Origin of the sequence: Clostridium sp. AM33-3, assembly GCF_003480315.1 — a bacterium.
In the GTDB taxonomy this organism is placed as follows: domain Bacteria; phylum Bacillota; class Clostridia; order Lachnospirales; family Lachnospiraceae; genus Brotaphodocola.
Genome location: NZ_QUIV01000017.1, coordinates 28,749 through 46,664 on the forward strand (window position 1 = coordinate 28,749; position 17,916 = coordinate 46,664).

16 protein-coding genes are annotated in these 17,916 nt (G+C 50.3%); all 16 read right to left on the bottom strand.

Going from position 1 to position 17,916, the window contains the following annotated elements:
• Positions 1–26: 26 nt before the first annotated feature.
• Positions 27–707, bottom strand: coding sequence for a uracil-DNA glycosylase (locus DW819_RS10705; protein ID WP_118733276.1), 681 nt, complete (start codon positions 705–707; stop codon positions 27–29).
• 81 nt (positions 708–788) lie between these two features.
• The gene (gene hisF, locus DW819_RS10710) at positions 789–1,550 is read right to left on the bottom strand and encodes an imidazole glycerol phosphate synthase subunit HisF (protein WP_118733277.1); all 762 of its coding nucleotides are present in this window, start codon (positions 1,548–1,550) and stop codon (positions 789–791) included.
• Positions 1,551–1,575: 25 nt separating this feature from the next.
• Complete coding sequence (gene hisH, locus DW819_RS10715; RefSeq protein ID WP_118733278.1) at positions 1,576–2,181, bottom strand: imidazole glycerol phosphate synthase subunit HisH; 606 nt, start codon at positions 2,179–2,181, stop codon at positions 1,576–1,578.
• Positions 2,182–2,220: 39 nt separating this feature from the next.
• Complete coding sequence (locus DW819_RS10720) at positions 2,221–2,994, bottom strand: hypothetical protein (protein WP_118733279.1); 774 nt, start codon at positions 2,992–2,994, stop codon at positions 2,221–2,223.
• Between the two features lie 53 nt (positions 2,995–3,047).
• On the bottom strand, positions 3,048–4,967 hold the full coding sequence (locus DW819_RS10725) for an ABC-F family ATP-binding cassette domain-containing protein (protein WP_118733280.1): 1,920 nt from the start codon (positions 4,965–4,967) through the stop codon (positions 3,048–3,050).
• A 76-nt stretch (positions 4,968–5,043) separates the two neighbouring features.
• Entirely contained in the window at positions 5,044–6,057 is a 1,014-nt protein-coding gene (locus DW819_RS10730; RefSeq protein WP_118733281.1) for an MBL fold metallo-hydrolase, read from the bottom strand.
• A 104-nt stretch (positions 6,058–6,161) separates the two neighbouring features.
• Positions 6,162–7,184, bottom strand: a complete 1,023-nt coding sequence (locus DW819_RS10735) for an electron transfer flavoprotein subunit alpha/FixB family protein (protein ID WP_118541789.1) — start codon at positions 7,182–7,184, stop codon at positions 6,162–6,164.
• Positions 7,185–7,213: 29 nt separating this feature from the next.
• Positions 7,214–8,011: an electron transfer flavoprotein subunit beta gene (gene etfB / locus DW819_RS10740; RefSeq protein WP_118541787.1), complete on the bottom strand. Its 798-nt coding sequence runs from the start codon at positions 8,009–8,011 to the stop codon at positions 7,214–7,216.
• Between the two features lie 20 nt (positions 8,012–8,031).
• The gene (locus DW819_RS10745) at positions 8,032–9,177 is read right to left on the bottom strand and encodes an acyl-CoA dehydrogenase family protein (protein ID WP_118541785.1); all 1,146 of its coding nucleotides are present in this window, start codon (positions 9,175–9,177) and stop codon (positions 8,032–8,034) included.
• Positions 9,178–9,238: 61 nt separating this feature from the next.
• Positions 9,239–10,861, bottom strand: coding sequence for an AMP-binding protein (locus tag DW819_RS10750; protein WP_182432629.1), 1,623 nt, complete (start codon positions 10,859–10,861; stop codon positions 9,239–9,241).
• A gap of 101 nt (positions 10,862–10,962) precedes the next feature.
• Complete coding sequence (locus DW819_RS10755; RefSeq protein ID WP_118541781.1) at positions 10,963–12,204, bottom strand: CaiB/BaiF CoA-transferase family protein; 1,242 nt, start codon at positions 12,202–12,204, stop codon at positions 10,963–10,965.
• Between the two features lie 45 nt (positions 12,205–12,249).
• Positions 12,250–13,374, bottom strand: a complete 1,125-nt coding sequence (locus DW819_RS10760; RefSeq protein ID WP_118733283.1) for a hypothetical protein — start codon at positions 13,372–13,374, stop codon at positions 12,250–12,252.
• A gap of 127 nt (positions 13,375–13,501) precedes the next feature.
• Positions 13,502–14,611 carry a 2-hydroxyacyl-CoA dehydratase family protein gene (locus DW819_RS10765; protein WP_118733284.1) on the bottom strand — a complete coding sequence of 370 codons (1,110 nt, stop codon included), beginning with the start codon at positions 14,609–14,611 and terminating at the stop codon, positions 13,502–13,504.
• Between the two features lie 2 nt (positions 14,612–14,613).
• Positions 14,614–15,849 carry a 2-hydroxyacyl-CoA dehydratase family protein gene (locus DW819_RS10770; protein ID WP_118733285.1) on the bottom strand — a complete coding sequence of 412 codons (1,236 nt, stop codon included), beginning with the start codon at positions 15,847–15,849 and terminating at the stop codon, positions 14,614–14,616.
• 144 nt (positions 15,850–15,993) lie between these two features.
• A complete protein-coding gene (locus DW819_RS10775; RefSeq protein ID WP_118733286.1) occupies positions 15,994–16,767 on the bottom strand; it encodes an acyl-CoA dehydratase activase in 774 nt (257 codons plus the stop codon).
• Positions 16,768–17,201: 434 nt separating this feature from the next.
• Positions 17,202–17,903, bottom strand: a complete 702-nt coding sequence (locus DW819_RS10780) for a GntR family transcriptional regulator (protein ID WP_118733287.1) — start codon at positions 17,901–17,903, stop codon at positions 17,202–17,204.
• Positions 17,904–17,916: the final 13 nt, after the last annotated feature.

The window sequence follows — 17,916 nt, forward strand, 5'->3', positions numbered from 1 at the left end:
GTCATATTTATAACAATTCAAAAAAATCATTTTACTACATTTTCAATCTGCCAGTCAATCGGAGTCAGTCCATTTGCCTCCAGAAATGCATTGGTCTTGCTGAATGGTTTGCTTCCGAAAAATCCGCGGTACGCGGAAAGCGGACTCGGATGCGGTGCCTCCAGGATCAGATGCTTCGGATTGTCCAGCATGGACTTTTTCATCTGGGCCGGACGTCCCCAGAGGATAAATACCATCGGACGGTCCTGCTCATTTAAGATTTTAATGGCCGCGTCCGTAAACTCCTCCCAGCCGATCCCGCGATGGGAATTGGCTGCATGGGCCCGCACCGTCAGTACGGTGTTTAACATCATGACTCCCTGTTTCGCCCATTTTACCAAATATCCGTTGTTCGGTATGTAACAGCCCAGATCATCGTGCAGCTCCTGATAGATGTTCACCAGAGAAGGCGGAATCTCGACATCCGGCTTCACAGAGAAGCACAGGCCGTGGGCCTGCCCCACATTATGGTACGGATCCTGTCCCAGGATCACCACTTTTACTTCCGATAACGGTGTAAATTCGAATGCATTAAAAATATCATTCGGATCCGGGAATACCTGTCTCGTTTCATATTCATGTTTTACCGTCTCGTACAGTTTTTTATAATACGGCTTTTTAAACTCCCCGCTCAGCGGGCCAAGCCAGTCATTTGCAATGGCGCCCATAGTTATTTGACAGCTCTCCTTTCCTTTCCTTTCCGATGCCGCTTTTTGGAAGCACCGGATCCTCACACTGTTCCCGACCCGTTACAGCCGCACAGAAATACCGCGTTCCCGCAGATACTGCTTCAGATCCCGGATTTCCAGCTCCTTATAATGGAACAGCGATGCCGCAAGCGCCGCATCTGCCTTTCCTTTCGTCAGCGCATCGTAAAAATGTTCCTTCGTTCCTGCGCCGCCGGAAGCGATAACCGGAACCGACACATTTTCCGCAATCAGAGATGTGAGTTCATTATCGTAACCAGCTTTAGTTCCATCACAGTCCATGCTGGTAAGCAGGATCTCGCCGGCTCCCAGGGAATCTGCCTTCATGGCCCACTCGACCGCATCCAGACCGGTGTCAATGCGCCCGCCGTTCTTGTATACATTCCAGCCGGAGCCATCTTCCCGGCGTCGCGCATCAATGGCCACGACTACGCACTGACGGCCAAACTTATCTGCTGCGTCGCTGATCAGCTCCGGCGTATTGATGGCGGAAGAATTGATGGAAATCTTATCCGCGCCCTCGCGGAGAAGGCGCCGGAAATCCTCCACGGTACGGATGCCTCCGCCCACGGTAAACGGGATAAACACGGTTTCTGCCACCCGGCGTACCATGTCCACCACAGTCTCTCGCGCATCGGAAGATGCCGTAATATCCAGAAATACCAGTTCATCGGCACCAGCCTTATCATATGCTGCAGCAATCTCCACCGGATCACCTGCATCCCGCAGATTTACAAAATTAACACCTTTTACTACCCGGCCATTGTGAACATCCAGGCAGGGAATGATTCTCTTTGTAAACATATGCTCCTCCAAACTGCCCTATCCACTACAGGCTGATGAAATTTTTCAGGATCTGAAGTCCCACCTCACTGCTCTTTTCCGGGTGGAACTGGCAGGCAAACACATTGCCCTGCTCTACTGCAGCATGAATATGAGTGCTGTACTCCGTGGTGGCCGCCACGATTTTGGGATCCTCTGCTTTTAAATAATAAGAATGAACAAAATATACATAGGCTCCATTGGAGATTCCCGCAAACAGCCTTGTGTCCGGTTTTATCTCCAGGGAATTCCATCCCATATGCGGGATCTTCAGGCCCGGACTATCCGGAATCTTTAAGATCTGGCCCTTTAAGATACCAAGTCCCTTCACTCCGTCGCTCTCATCACTGTGCTCAAATAACAGCTGCAGTCCAAGACAAATCCCAAGAAGCGGCGTACCGTTCTTTACTGCCTCCCGGATCACATCCACCAGACCGTACTGGTGCAGGCGCTCCATGGCGTCTCCAAAGGCACCCACGCCCGGCAGGATCAGCTTATCTGCCGCAAGAATCGTATTCTTATCTCTTGTCACAACCGGCTGCTCACCCAGAGCGATCAGCGCTTTTTCCACACTTCGAATATTTCCGGCATCGTAGTCTATTATCGCAATCATTGGTGTCCTCCATGCAGTTACTGGTTATCAGATTCTTTTTTATTCTACATTATAATCACTTTTTATCATCCAGTCTACTGAATTTTGGTGGACACCCCGCGCACGATCTTTCAATTCTTCCGTTGTCTGCGGAAACGTCTGGTTCACCCGCAGGAAGAAAGATCCCTGGTTAAAAAACGCGGTCTTCTCAAACGGGAAGCGAATCACACCCGGATTTGCAAAACCAACCCCAAGCTCCAGAATGACCAGATCTTTGTTAAAGGTTCCGGTCAGCCACTGGGTATAGCGGTTCCACTGAGGCAGATAGCCTTCTTCAATATAAGGGTGCGCCTCGATGGTGTTGCCGGTGAGCGGCGCGCCGCAGTGTGGGCAGATACCGGACGGGACCTCATCCGGTTCCCAGATATCCTTCGTGCATCCCGCAGAGCACTGTTTCCAGGTCTCGTTGCCGCATGGCGCTACGATCCTCTGTATCCGTTTGTCCTTGGGCTTTTCCTGTACCGGGAACAGACGGTCCATGAGAACCTGAGTCTGCTCATCCGCTGCCGGGCAGGAGACCTCTTCCATATGAATCTCCTCCGTCACGGCAGTCTCTGTCTGGCTGCCCAGCTCCGTCTCAAAAATCAGCGCGTCTGTGGCCATGGTAATGATAAAATAATCCTTATCCTTCACCAGCTCATACAGATTTGCATAAGCCTCCCGCAGCCGCGCCTCCTGCGCTTCGTCACCGCGTTTCCATTTCCACTCCTCGCCCAGTCCGATCAAAAGCTTCTGACAGCCTGCAAGGCGTGCACGTATCATCTCTGTATCCATCCTGTATCCTCCTGAAATCTTCTGTTTTATCCTGCTGCTTTTTCTGCAGTCCCTTATTTCAAATCCGGCTCACCGTGTACTTCTTCATACACCCCAAGCCATGCCATACACTGTTCATGCCACCGTTTAAAGGCCTCATCACGCCTGGCTTTCGCAGCTGCCACAGCGTCAGGGATTCCCGGCTCCAGCGTCCAGTATGCCTCCGACATTTTCCACTCAGCCAGCAGCCCACGGTACTCCGCCTCCAGCCGTCCATATTCCAGTTCCTTCGGCTCCAGCTTTTCGTAAACCAGCCGCAACTTCCAGTCCGCATAGGCTTCTTCCGTGGAGAATTCCCGAAGCCGGTGGCGCTCCGCCTTCGGCACAGTCCGCATCCCCTCTAAAAGAGCCGCGTCCTCTGCCTTCACCTGGGCAGAGAGTTCCTCGCCGTACGCCTCCGCCTTCTGCCTTTTTTCCAGATAATGCTCATACCCGAATGGGTAATACATCGGACCGGTCTCTTCAAAGATCAGCACGCTCTGTGCCACCTGGCGGATAAAATACCGGTCGTGGGATACAAACAGAATGGTTCCCTGATAAGCCTGAAAGGCCGATTCCAGTGTTTCCTTCGCCTGCACATCCATATGGTTGGTCGGCTCATCTAAAATCAGGAAATTTGGTCGGCTCTGCAAAAGCTCTGCCAGCACAAGCCTTGCCTTTTCGCCGCCGGATAAATCACTCACCCGCCGGGATGCCAGCTTGCCCGTGAACAGATACATCCCCAGGATATTTCGCACCTCTTTTTCCGTCAGAGCCGGGAACAGGTCGTGGAAATGCTCTGCCACAGACTTATCTGACTGAATTTCCGCAGAATGCTGGTCAAAATATCCGATGGTAATGTTATTCCCCAGCACACATCGTCGTTCGACCGATCTGTCCTTCTCCTGAAACGGCTGCAAAAGTCCGGCCACCGTCTTTAAAAACGTACTTTTTCCGGCTCCGTTGGCTCCCAGAATACCAAGCTTCTGCCCTCTCCGGATCCGCATGGTAATCTCTAAAAGGGGCCGGTCATAACCGATTTTCAGATGCTCTGCCTCAAACACCCACTTGCTGCCCGGGATCAGCGGTTCGATATTGCCGGTAAACAGATGGACATCATCTTCCACCGGTTTTTCTACCCGCTCCATGCGCTCCAGCTGCTTTTTCTTGGCTCGCGCAAAGGAGGCTTTTGTCGGCTTGTGCCGGAACCGCTCGATCACGCCGTTTAACCGGTCTTCTTCCTCCTTCTGGCGTTCCCAGGCCTTTTGCTGCCGCTCGATCCGCTTTCGCTTTTCGGTGCGGTATTCGCTGTAATTGCCCGCGTACCGGGTCAGTTTTCCATCTGAAACCTCCACGACAGCCTCCGCTACCTGGTCCAGAAAGAAGCGGTCATGAGACACCAGCACCACTGCATGCTCATACCACTTCAGATACTGCTCCAGCCACTGGATCGTGGCAATATCCAGATGGTTGGTCGGCTCATCTAACAGTAAAATATCCGGTTTTTCCAGAAGCAGACGGATCAGCGCGATCTTCGTCTGCTCACCTCCGGAAAAATCTCCGATCTTTTTTTGCTTGTCAGCCCTTGCAAAGCCAAAGCCGGTAAAGATCCGGTCATACTCCTGCTCATATTCAAACCGTTCCCGCGCAAAGGTATCGCGAAACGGGCATGCCGCCAAAAGAATCTCCTCCACGGTCTGTTCCCGGTCCGAAAAAGCCTGCTGCTTTAACATTCCCACGGTCAGCCGACGAGAAGACGTCACACCTGCTCCCTGGCGCCTGTCGTCCCGGTCCAGGGAAAGCTCTCCTGCGATCAGCTTTAAAAGCGTGGTCTTTCCTGCGCCATTTCGCCCCACCAGGGCAATCTTTTCATTTCCCTTTATCTCAAAATTCACATGGGACAAAATCACATGTCCGCCCGCCGAAACGGTACCATCCGTAATCTGATATAACATAAAAACCTCTTTTCTTTGTTACTGGTAACAGTGTAGCAAAAAAAAGAGGCTTTTAAAAGTTTTTTACCGGATCTTTTTATTTCTCAACAGGTTCATAATGCACACCATGCTCCCCGCAGACCTCCCGGACCAGTCCTTCCTGTTTCAGATGGTCCAGATGCGCAAAGCATTCACCCAGGGCAAACCAGCGCTGGGCCGGCGGAAAATCATCCCAGCCATCACAGTGGATCTTCCATTTCATGCAGCCCGTAATATCATAAAGGCATGGCTTCTTCACCGGATCATGCTGCAATTCACGGACAATTCTAAGGCAGTCTGCCAGACGCTTCTTATGATGCTCCTTCAGCTGACGAATCCTGAGCTTCATATCCCCTGCCTGCCGGTGCCCCGGAAACGGCAGGGTAACCGGATAGGCTTCCAGCTTGTCCAGGCTCCTTAAATAATCGCCCAGCGAATCCGGCACATCCCACCAGTCTGTGATATTGGGCGTAATGTCAAACAGCACGTGATCCCCCAGAAGCATGGCGCCGGTACCGCAGACTTCAAAGCAGAAATGCCCTGGTGTATGTCCCGGTGTCCAGATGGCCCGCAGCGTGTACCGCCCCGCTAAGATCACATCTCCTTCCTCCAGCAGCGTATAATCCCGGAAGGAAAGCGGCGCTGCCATGGTTCTGGACGGCGTACATGCTAACATCGCCTGCAAAAGCGATTCCTCAATTCCGTTTTCCCGGAAGCGTTCCGAACGGTGCTCCTGCAATGTTCCGTCCATAAACCGGTAATCCTCCCGGCTGATATATACCCTTCCGCCCGGCCGGATCAGCTCCGGGGCGTTCCCACTGTGATCTGCATGAAGATGTGTCAGCAGGATATCCGTATCCTCCATGGATACGCCAAGCTGCCCCAGTCCCTTAAGGAGCGCTTTTTTGCAGCCTTCTGTCCGAAATCCGGTATCCACCAGCAGATTGCGCTGCTTCGCCTCCCTGCTGCCCCGGAACAGATAGCTGTTTAACTCTTTGAGTGGATTACCCTCCAGAGGCACCGGAATCCGGAACACCTCCGGCAGCACCTCCCTGATGTCATATCCCATCATGTCTAAGTCCTCCGCTTTGCCTTAATTGAAAAAATTTCCTATCATACAAACAAAAGAGCGGGACACTTCTGCATCCCACTCTCTTATAAAGGTTCGTTTTATGATCAGTCTTTTGCTTCTGCCTTGTCCAGTTCCTCGATGATTGCCGGAATCACTTTATACAGATCACCTACAATGCCAACGTCTGCGATCTCGAAGATCGGTGCAGACTCGTTGGTGTTGATGGCAACGATCAGCTCAGAGTCCTGCATACCTGCTACGTGCTGGATTGCTCCGGAAATACCGCATGCAAAGTATACCTTCGGTTTTACGGTGGTACCGGTCTGTCCTACCTGGTAGGAATGATCGATCCAGCCTGCATCTACTGCTGCACGGGAAGCTGCTACTACGCCGCCCAGCTTATCTGCCAGCTGCTTTAATAAGTCAAAGCCCTCCGGCTTGCCAAGTCCCATACCGCCAGATACGATGATCTTTGCGTCGGTCAGGGAAACCGTCTCTTTTAAGCTCTTAACGATCTCCAGAACCTTGGTACGGATCTCGCCTTCCTTAAAGGAAACGTTTAATTTTATAACCTCACCCTTACGGCCTGCCTGGTACTGTGCTTTCTCCATAACGCCAGGACGTACGGTAGACATCTGCGGTCTGTGATCCGGGCAGATAATCGTAGCCATTAAGTTTCCGCCGAATGCCGGACGGGTCTGCTGAATCTTCTTATCGGTCGGGTCGATCTCCAGCTTGGTGCAGTCTGCAGTCAGACCAGTGTTGCAGTTAACTGCCAGACACGGGCCAAGGTCACGTCCGATATGTGTTGCACCTAACAGAACGATCTCCGGTTTGTATTCCTCAATTGCCTTGCCAATGGTAATGCTGTAAGCGTCGGTACGGTAATCCTTTAACTCCGGATCGTCTGCCAGATATACCTTATCTGCGCCATATGCAAACAGCTCATCGGTCAGTCCTCCTACGTTTTCGCCAAGAAGTACGGCACACAGCTCACATCCAACTGCGTCAGCCAGCTTGCGGCCCTCTCCGAGCAGCTCGATTACTACCGGCATGATCTTGCCTTCTCTCTGCTCTGCAAATACCCATACGCCTTTGTAGGCGCTTAAATCCTTTACGTCTGCCATTTCTTCGTACCCTTTCCTTTCACTTGTGCTTAGATGTAATGCTTCTCGACCAGTTTGCCTACAAGCTTTGCACCCATCTCCTGAATGCTGCCCTCAAGCATTTCGCCCTTGCCCTTCTGCGGCGGGGTGAAGGAACGGAATACACGGGTAGGAGAAGCTTTCAGTCCACAGTCTGCCGGATCCAGGTCAACTGCAACGTGATCCCATACGGTGATCTCTTTCTGGTAAGCATCTACGATACCGCCAATGCTCATGTATCTTGGGGTATTTAACTCTTTCACTGCAGTCAGCAGGCACGGCATGCCAACCTCGATGACCTCGTAGCCATCCTCAAGCTGTCTCTGTACGATAACCTTGTCGCCTTCTACTTTGTAATCCTGTACATAGGTAACAACCGGAACACCAAGTCTCTGGCCGATCTGCGGTCCAACCTGAGCGGTATCACCATCGATTGCCTGACGGCCAGCGAAGATGATGTCAACCTTGCCCAGCTCATTGACCTTGCGGATACCAGCTGCGATGGTGGTAGAGGTTGCGCAGGTATCTGCACCACCGAATACACGGTCGCTTAACAGATATGCTTCATCAGCGCCCATTGCCAGGCACTCACGCAGCATGTAGGTTGCCTGAGGCGGTCCCATGGTCAGGACTGCAACAGAGGTTCCCTCCGGGTCTTTGTCTTTTAACTGAAGTGCTGCCTCCAGCGCATTTGCGTCATCCGGGTTTAAGATACTCGGAACACCCTCACGGATCAGGGTTCCCTTAACCGGATCAATCTTTACTTCTGTGGTGTCTGGCACCTGTTTTACACATACTAAGATCTTCATTATGGTCTGCTCCCTCCTAATTACTTCAGTAATTTACCAGAAATTACCATCTGCTGTACCTGGCTGGTTCCTTCGTAGATCGTGAATACACGACAGTCACGGAACATACGCTCAATCTTGTAGTCCTTGATGAAGCCATATCCACCATGGATCTGAACGGTCTTGGCAGCGATCTCGTTGCAGACCTCAGATGCGTAGAATTTTGCCATGGAGGCTGCCATGGAAGCATCCTGACCGTTATCGATCAGCCATGCAGTCTTGTAAACCAGGTTCTTGGCTGCCTCAAGCTTGGTTGCCATCTCAGCCAGCATAAATGCGATCGCCTGGAATTTTGCGATCGGACGGCCAAACTGCTTTCTCTCTTTTGCATACTTGATCGCTTCATCCAGACAGCCCTGTGCAACACCGATAGACTGTGCAGCAACGCCCATACGTCCGGTATCCAGAGTCTTCATTGCGTTAATGAAGCCCTTGCCTTCCTGACCAAGCAGGTTGTCTTTATGTACACGTACATTTTCCAGAATGATATCACTGGTTGCGCAGCCTACGACACCCATCTTTTTCTCCGGCTTACCACAGGATACACCCTCCTGCTTCATGTCTACGATGAATGCGGAAATACCCTTGGTTCCCATGCTCATGTCGGTCTTTGCGTATACAACCGCCCAGTCAGCCAGAGGCGCCATGGTGATAAAGGTCTTACGGCCATTCAGGACATAGTAGTCACCATCTTTTACTGCAGTGGTCTGCATGCCGCCTGCGTCGGAACCTGCGCCCGGCTCAGTCAGTGCGAAGCAGACCTTCTTTTCGCCGGTTACGACCGGACGTAAATATTTCTCTTTCTGCTCAGCGTTTCCGGAAAGAAGGAACGGACCGCCGGAAAGGGAGTTCGGGGAAGAAACATAAATACTTGCAACACCGGATACTCTTGCGATCTCTTCCATTACGATAACGTAAGAACGCGCGTCTCCGCCCTGTCCACCGTACTGCTTCGGAACCTTGATTCCGAAGAAACCGGCTTTTGCCATCTTGTCGAGGATTTCCTCTGGGAAAACCTCCTCTTCCTCGACTTTGTCAAGAATTTCTTTTGTCAGCTCTGTCTCTGCAAATTCTCTTGCCAGTTTTCTGACCAGTTCATGCTGCTCTGTGAAAAATGCGTCTGCCATCTTGCTCTATTTCCTCCTTCATACATATTGGTATCTAAACCGGATTGCTCCGGCTGTATGCTTATTCTTGTGTGCCGCCAGCCGTCTCACGCTGTTTTGCGGCACGCTCCGCTGCTTCTTTTCGCAGCTCCTTTAATTCAATCTTACCACTCGCGTTCATGGGGAATTTCTCAAACCAGAATACATAGGCCGGAACCTTATAATCTGCCAAATGCTGTTTTAAATAGGAAAGCATCCGTTCTTTATCGATCTGCACTCCCGGCTTCAAAATCACGCAGGCTGCAATTTCTTCCTGAAGAACCTGCGCCGGAACTCCTACTACCTTAACATCCGCCACCCCTTCATAACGGCGGATCATAAACTCAATCTCCCGCGGAGAAATATTTTCTCCCGCACGGATGATCATCTCTTTGAGGCGTCCGGTAATATGAAGCTCACCCGTTTCGTCGAAGTAGCCGATATCTCCGGTCCTCAGCCATCCATCCTCTGTGAAGACTTTGGCATTGGCCTGCGGCAGATGATAATACCCCAGCATGACATTATAGCCCTGAACCTGAATTTCTCCGGCCTTCCCCAGTGCTGCTTCTTTCCCGGTTGCAAGATCTGCGATACGTGCCTTCACATGTTCGATCACATGTCCGGCCGATACCGCCTTGATTTCATTTGGATCATCCCAGTCTGCAATGGCAATACATGGTGATGTTTCTGTCTGTCCGTAAGACGGCTGCAGATGCATCTGCGGAAACCGTCTGCAGATTTCCAGAAAATCCTCCGGGGTACACGGGGAGCCTGCGATGATGCCGGATTTCAGATCTGGTGCCTGACGTCCCGCGTACTGCGGTTTGCGGATCAATGCGAGAAACATGCTCGGAACACCGTTTAAGATCGTACATTTGTACTGATCAATGGCGTCCCACACATGGGCTGTCCGAAAATATGGGATCAGGCACATAGCCATGCCTCCTGTGATACACGCAATCACGCCGGCAGTGATGCCGAAGCAATGAAACAGTGGAACGGTTATGCACATCTTATCCGTAACGCCCCAGTGCATTGCCTCCACCATGGCACGGCTGTTGTTGATCAGCTGCTCATGGCTCAGCAGGATCCCCTTTGGAAGGGATGTGGTGCCGGACGTAAAGATCATGCAGGCCGCGTCCTCCGGCTGTACCTGGCTTTTCAGCTCCTGTACACGGGCCAGAAGTTCCGGTGACTTTTCCCGGCGGCCGAAGCTGTCCGGGCTCATCCAGGTTCCTGCTTCCTTTTCATCCAGATGAAGGAAGCGCTTTACCTTCGGCGTATCCTTCCGGATATCCGCGATCACATCATCATAGACAATATCCTTGCAGCCAGTGCCGCAGAACACATATTCCACATCGGAGTAATTCAGGATTCCCTTCAGTTCTTCATCCCGGTAACAGGTATTGATCAGCACCGGAACGGCACCAATCTTCACCAGCGCCAGAAAGGTAAATACCCAGTTCGGACTGTTGACACTCCAGATTCCCACATGGGTTCCCCGTGTGACTCCCATATCGTCCAGTCTGCCTGCCATAAGATCTGATGTCTCATCCAGCTGGGCGAAGCTACAGCTCCAGCCAAACATTTCCATAGCGGTGTGATCTCCGATCACGGCTGCCTGTTCCTTCAGATACTGCCCGATTGTTTTTTTCGTCAATTCCATGTTCTCTCCAACTTGTATACAAGTCATTGCCGCATAGAGGGCTGCGTGGCTTCTGCGCCTGCGCAGCCCTGCTTCCTTACTACAATGCTAAGGAACACTCATTATGCTTTTTTCGGATCTTCCCAGATATAAAGAGTTCCGTTTGCTTTCAGTGCATCAATCTGCTCATCATTATAACCGATTTCCTTCAGAACATCAACACCCTGCTCACCGATTAACGGTCCACGTCTGTAATCCGGAACACCCATATTTTCAAACTTAACAGGTGTACGAACCAGTCTTCTGGTATTGCCATTAGAATAGGTCATATCGTAGAAGCAGTGATTTGCTTCTGCCTGCTTATCGTTACGGATCTCGATCCAGTTCTGGCACAGTGCGAACGGAATATCTGCTGCAGTCAGGATTTCTCTCCATTCTGCTGCGGTCTTCTTTTCGAAAGCTTCCATAACAATATCATAAACTTCCGTAGTCAGACCCTTTTCCTGACAGGTCAGGATCGGGAAGTAATTCTCATTCTCTACCAGATCCTCACGGCCTACTGCTGCAATGAACTTCTTGTAATAGGTGTTGTAATCCGGCATACAGGTCTGAATATAACGGTCATCTGCGGTATGCCATGCGGAGTTGAACGGGTTAGCACCATTGCGGATGTTGATCGGATACTGCTGTGCAATACCTTCATAGTTGGATGCCTGAACCATCATGCCCATGTTGTATACAGCACTCTCAAACAGGGAGGTCTCAACCTTCTCACCGACACCTTTGGTCTTTGCCTGATATAATGCAGCCAGAATACCTGCTACCAGGTTCATACCTACGTTGTGGTCACCGACACCAGGTGCACCGTTGAACGGGACATCGCTTCTCTGACGCAGAGTCTCAAAGTATCCGCCTCTTGCGAAGAATGCGGTAAAGTCAAATCCCGGAAGATCCTTATCCGGACCATACTCACCATAACCGGTACAGATTGCATAAACCAGCTTCGGATATCTTTCCTTTAAGGTTTCATAGTCAAGACCAGCTCTCTGAAGAGCCTGTACGCGCCAGTTGGTGATCAGGACATCTGCGGAATCCAGCAGCTTGAAGAATGCCTCCTTGCCCTCCGGAGTTTTCATGTTCAGGGAGATACATCTCTTATTACCATTCTCCAGATCCCAGGTTGTATTCTCATACATATCTAACGGACGTCCCTCAGACGGAGCGGTATATCTTAACGGATCACCCTTTGCGGACTCAATTTTAATAACATCTGCTCCAAGGTCAGCCATAAATCTGCCTGCGGTTGCCGCAGCGATAAAGGTTGCCAGCTCAATAACTTTTACACCTTCCAATGGTTTGCTCATTTTATGTTACACTCCTTTTTGAAAAATATAATGTTCCTAACAGATTCAGTCTTTGGTATCGAACTTGGTAGCTACCATATGTACCAGATATGGGATCATGATAACCGGAATGGTTAAATAGCCCAGGTACTTGTAGCCTACTGCCACGATCTTATTCAGACCCAGCTGAGCAATACCGAATGCTACTACGGTACAGATCAGGGTAACAACGATAACCTTTACACCCGGTTTTGCAGTCGGATCAAAGTTTTTGTCCAAGGAAGAACATACACGGTTGGACATACCTGCGATCATGTTTACTGCAGTAGATACAGAACCAAGTACGATCAGGATGGAAATGATCGGACGAAGCACGCCCGGTGCCACACCTCTGTTTACCAGGATCAGCAGCGGAATGCTCTCGGTTGCGAAGTTCGGATCATTTGCAATTGCCATCAGACCAACAACAGCCATCAGGCAAATCAGAACGTTTACGAAAAATCCCTGAACCATAGAGGTCTTCGCGTCATCCGGAGATGCGAACGGTTTTGCGTGCTGTACTAACAGACCGATGGATGCCAGCTGGAAGGCTGCATATACGAAGCCGATCCACAGTGCCTTGCCAAACGGTGCCGGATTTGCCATGCTCGCGGAAATGTTTGCGGAAATATCACCCCACTGTGCGATGATATTCGGAATATAAACGATCAACAGTCCCGCAACAATCAGTACCGATAAAGTAGCAGCCACTTTACGTACTACGTTGGTGCCATATACAGCTACCGCAAAAATAAAGATTCCTACAAAGATCGTTCCAACCCAGTGATTAATGCCAAACGCACTTTCCATAGTGCTGACGCCGGTTGCGAATGCTGCTGCCGGAGCTACGCAGATCGTCACAATATATACCAGCTCATACAGATTGGAAAAAATCGGTGCGTACTTGCCGTAAAAACTGTTGTTAAAGCTTCTGTAATCGTATACCTCATGCTTTTTTGCATATTTCAGTGCATACCACTGGAAAAAAGCACCCAAAAACTGAGTCATGATACAGGTTACGAATGCCCAGATTCCGAACTGTACGAAATACTGACGAAGCTGGTTGCCTGATGCAAAACCGCCGCCGAACTGTGTCGTAAACCACACAAATGCAACACCTACTGTTACGGACATTTTGTCTTTACTAATCATAATGCCATCCCCCTATTTTTTTCTGCAAATCCTGTTCTATGAAAGGCTTCCCGCCTGACATAGTTCCCACAGTTTCTTTTATATCGCAAAGCGGACGATTCCGGCCCGCCTCTCGATCAACATTTTGTTACAGCATCTCCTTGAACGCCTGGATCATGGTGGCTGCCTGCTCGTAGTTTACCATCTGACGGTCAACCTCGATATTTAAGTTCAGGATGCCTGCCTGCTCGCATGCTCTCTTGATCGGAACGTAATCAAACTCCTCCGGATCACAGAACTTGGTCATCAGAACGATGATGCCCTTTGCGTCATGGGCCTTTGCCTGCTCAATGATATAATCCACACGTTTCTTTTCCTTATCATAAAGGAGTGTGCAGTTGTCCATGTTTGCGAATTTTTGTGCCAGTGCGTCTACCGGATTCGTCATTTCCGGGGTATCGGTACGATACTGTCTGGTCTCGTTCGCAACATCATCTGCAACAATCTGGATGCCGTTGTCGTCGAAGATCTTTAACATGCCAGGAGCATCTGCCAGAATGCCGCTTACCAGAACACGGGCTGTGCGGGTGCTCTTCGGACCGGCTAAGAGCTCAGCAGTCAGTTCTTTTACAATTGCGGTATGCTCTTCCGGAAGCATGAACCATGCGCTCTTGAATACATCGCTTCTCTCAGCCGCGGTGATATCTGCATTTGCTGCTGCTTCGGAGAATGCTCTCATAGCTGCGTTGTGCTCGTTGTATACTTTAATGGACTCAGACAGCGCGAACTCGGAGAAGTGTGCTCCGGTTGCAACGGTCAGGTCATTGATGACTCTCTCATAACCGGCCTTGGTGAACTTGATGCCGAAATCCGGTTTCCGGTTCTGCGGATAGGTCATCGGGATGAACGGGATATCCTTTACTGCGTATTTCCAGTTCTGGCCCAGAGTCTTTAAGGAGTCACACAGAGACGGGATGATGATAGCAGAAATGCCCTTATACTCGCCCTTGATTCCCAGCTCCAGGATTGTCTGCATGATAGAGCAGATAAATGCCGGATAATATTTCTTTGCCTCGTTGATCTCCATGTCTGCGCCCCAGACACCCATCGGTACCAGGCCCATGGAATGAACGATCTCCTGCGGTGTATAATAGGTTACTGCAACGACCTTCTTACCTTCAGCCAGATATTTGTCCAGCTGTTTTCTCGGATTTGCAGCAACTTCATGAAGCTGTGCTAATAATTCCTTTGCTGCCATCTCTATTTCCCTCCTTTGTTTGCTTCCATGATCTCTGTCAGGCCCTGTACGCGGGTATCGTACTGTGCCTCAGAGAAGTTTCTCGGATCAGCCTGGTCGCCATCGAAGGAAACAACCGGGATGCCGCATGCCTCGCCGATCTGACGGCTCATCTCCGGCATGAATCCGGACCACAGCTTGCAGGAGCGGTTGGTATGTACTAACAGACCTTCTACATGGTTATCCTTGCAGAGCCTGATGCGTTTGTCTCTGGCATGCTCAAGGTTCATGGCATTCGGAACGTTTGCGTATGCACGGCACATTCCGTCAAAGTCATCGTAGATGAAGCCGAATGCGTCAGCATAAATGGTGGTTACCATGTTGATGCCTCTGCCCTTTAAGCCGGTAGAGGTAACACGCAGCCACGGCCAGCATGCAATACCTTCGAACATGATACGGTATTTCTCTTCTGCGCGGAAAGTGGAAGTGCCCTTTTCATGGTTCTCTTTGTACTCTTTTAACAGGGTTTCCATAGCGTCGCCTGCCTCTTCTTTACCACGTGCGGTAACCATAACTGCCATGTGGTTTAACAGGTCAAATCCGTTAAACGGAGATGGAACATATTTTGCCTGGGAGGTTGCCTCGATCCATGCGCGGCTTGCGCGTCCGGAGGAAGCCATAACCTCTTTGAAGCGCTCATCGCTCCATTTCTTGCCGGTATACGCTTCCAGACCATGGATAACATCCCAGAACTGAGCCTTGATGTACTCGGTCTCCGCATCGGATACCTCGTAATCCGGGTTGAACGGAATATCGATCATGAACATTGGGATGTTCAGCTCTTTTGCCAGGTTTTCGTACCATTTGATCATGCAGTTACAGATGTTGTTACAGCAAAGTACGAAGTCCGGCATCGGCATATCCTGCTCCGGAGCGGATTTCAGTTTTGCATAAGCAAGGGAGATACGTGCATATGCGCAGATATCGTTGGAGTAGCCCTCGCCCTCTGCCTCGTTACACATTCTCTCACCGCCGCCTCTTGCTGCAATACCAGCTGCCTGGTTTTCCGGGTAGCAGACATACAGTCCAAGGGTCTCCGGGATCTCTACCGGGAAGTTGCTAGCACACCAGCCAACCATCTCTCCGCGTTTTTTGGCCTCCATCGCATCACTGTAAGCCTTTGCCGCGATCTGGCCCAGCTTAAACTTTGCTGAGTTCGGATCTGGTGCTGGTCTGCTCTTTTTTACTTCTTCAGCCATTGTGAAAAACCTCCTTTATACATTTTCATTTCCTAAACTTAAATAGGTTCTGGCCGTCCGCACGTCACTTGCGGCGTCTGTCCGGTCTGTATCAGCTCGCGTCCTCCGCAAAGGAACACGGTAAGCTTTCTGTTTGATCTATGACTAGCTGCTCTTTCCGTACGCGTAAAGCGCTGCGCCGAGAGCTCCAAGTTCCTGTGCCCGCTTGTCGTAGTAGATTTCCACGCCAAGCTCCTTTGCCATGGCATTGCGGACACCGCCGTTCTGCGCCACGCCGCCGCTCATGCAGACCTCCTCGCGGATGCCTACACGCTTTGCCAGAGATGCAACCCTGGTTGCCACGGACTGGCAGATGCCTGCTACAAGATCCGGGATATCAGTTCCGGATGCCAGCTGGGAAATTACCTCGGACTCTGCGAATACCGTGCAGGTGCTGGAGATGCTTGCCGGCTTTACTGCTTTTGCGGCTTCGGTTTCCAGCTGGGAAATATCAAGCTTCAGGATATTTGCCATAACATCCAGGAATCTGCCGGTTCCTGCCGCGCATTTGTCATTCATAACAAAATTGATCATGCGTCCCTCTTCATTCAGGGAAAGAACCTTGGCATCCTGGCCTCCTATATCGATTACTGTTCTTGCGCCCGGACAAACATAGTGGACACCCAGTGCGTGACAGGTCAGCTCACTAACCTGATAATCTGCCCCGTCATAGGTCTGGCGTCCGTATCCGGTTGCCACGGTGCATGCCATATCTGCCTGCGTAAGACCGCTTTCTTTCATTACATTTTCCAGCGCCTTGCTGACTCCGTCTGTTCCGACAGTAGCTACCACAATGGAGGATGCCACAATTTCGCTTCCATCCTTCAGGATCACTGCCTTGGATGTAGTAGAGCCAATATCAATTCCCAGTGTATACATAACTGACACCTCTTCAAAATTTTCAGCTGTTATTTCTATGCCTTCTTTGCAGTTGTTAAAAATTAAACAAGTTTGAGCAAATAAAAACGGCGTCTTGCTTACGTTTCATACTATGGTATTCTAGTATACAAGATAAACGCCAAAAAAATTTGTTGTACGATTCCTCAATATCGCCAACAAACAGCTCAACTCATGACCCTATACTATCAAATTCATCAATGAATGTAAATAGTTTCTTTGTATTTTTTGTGTTTTTCACCGGAATTTTATTTGCACACCATTTCTTTTGTTTCTTTCAGTTTACATAAATCTATCGTTTTTTGTTTATTTTTAAACACTCTCGTTTCCGGAGCAACTGCCTGAAAAGCAAAGAAAAAGACGGAACTATGCGCTTCTTTGCATATTCCGTCTCTTCCTTTCTATAACAGATCGGATCAACCATTCCTGAAATAGGTCGGATACTTGGCCGTAGCCCTGTCCGCAATGGCTGTGATCGTTTCCAGATGCCTTCCCATGCATTCCTGAGCTTTCTGGATGTTCCCTTCCGCAATAGCCTCAACTATCTTTTTGTGTTCCTCGATCAGCTGCGGCACACGATTATCGAAAGCCACATCAAAGTTTCGCCAGCGCGCGAGGTGCAGCATCAGGCTATCCAACATGCGCATCATGGCGCTGCGTCCTACACTGTCGATCATAATCTTATGGAATTCGGCATCCAGCTCCGGAAAACGGCCAAAGTAATCGGCCTCATCCCGGTATTTCTCCTGTTCCTTCAGATTCGCTTCCAGCCGTTTCAGCATCTGGCTGCGCTCTGCTTCGCCCAGTTCGGTAAAAATCTCATAGAGGACTTCCTTTTCCACCGCTGTACGCAATGTCAGAAGATCCGCGATATGGCTTAAATCCATGAGACTGACGTAGGTACCCCGCTGCGGATAAATCTCAATAAAACCAAGCTGCTTAAGACGCGTAAACACAGTGCGGATGACCGAGCGGGACACTCCGTACTCCGCAGACATCTGATTCTCGCTGATCAGCTGTCCAGGCTCCAGGCGCAGCTGGATGATCCGGTTCAGCATCTGTTCAAAAATTTCATCTGACGTATTCGGATGACTCTCACCAGATTTCGCATAAATCATACTTACTTCTCCC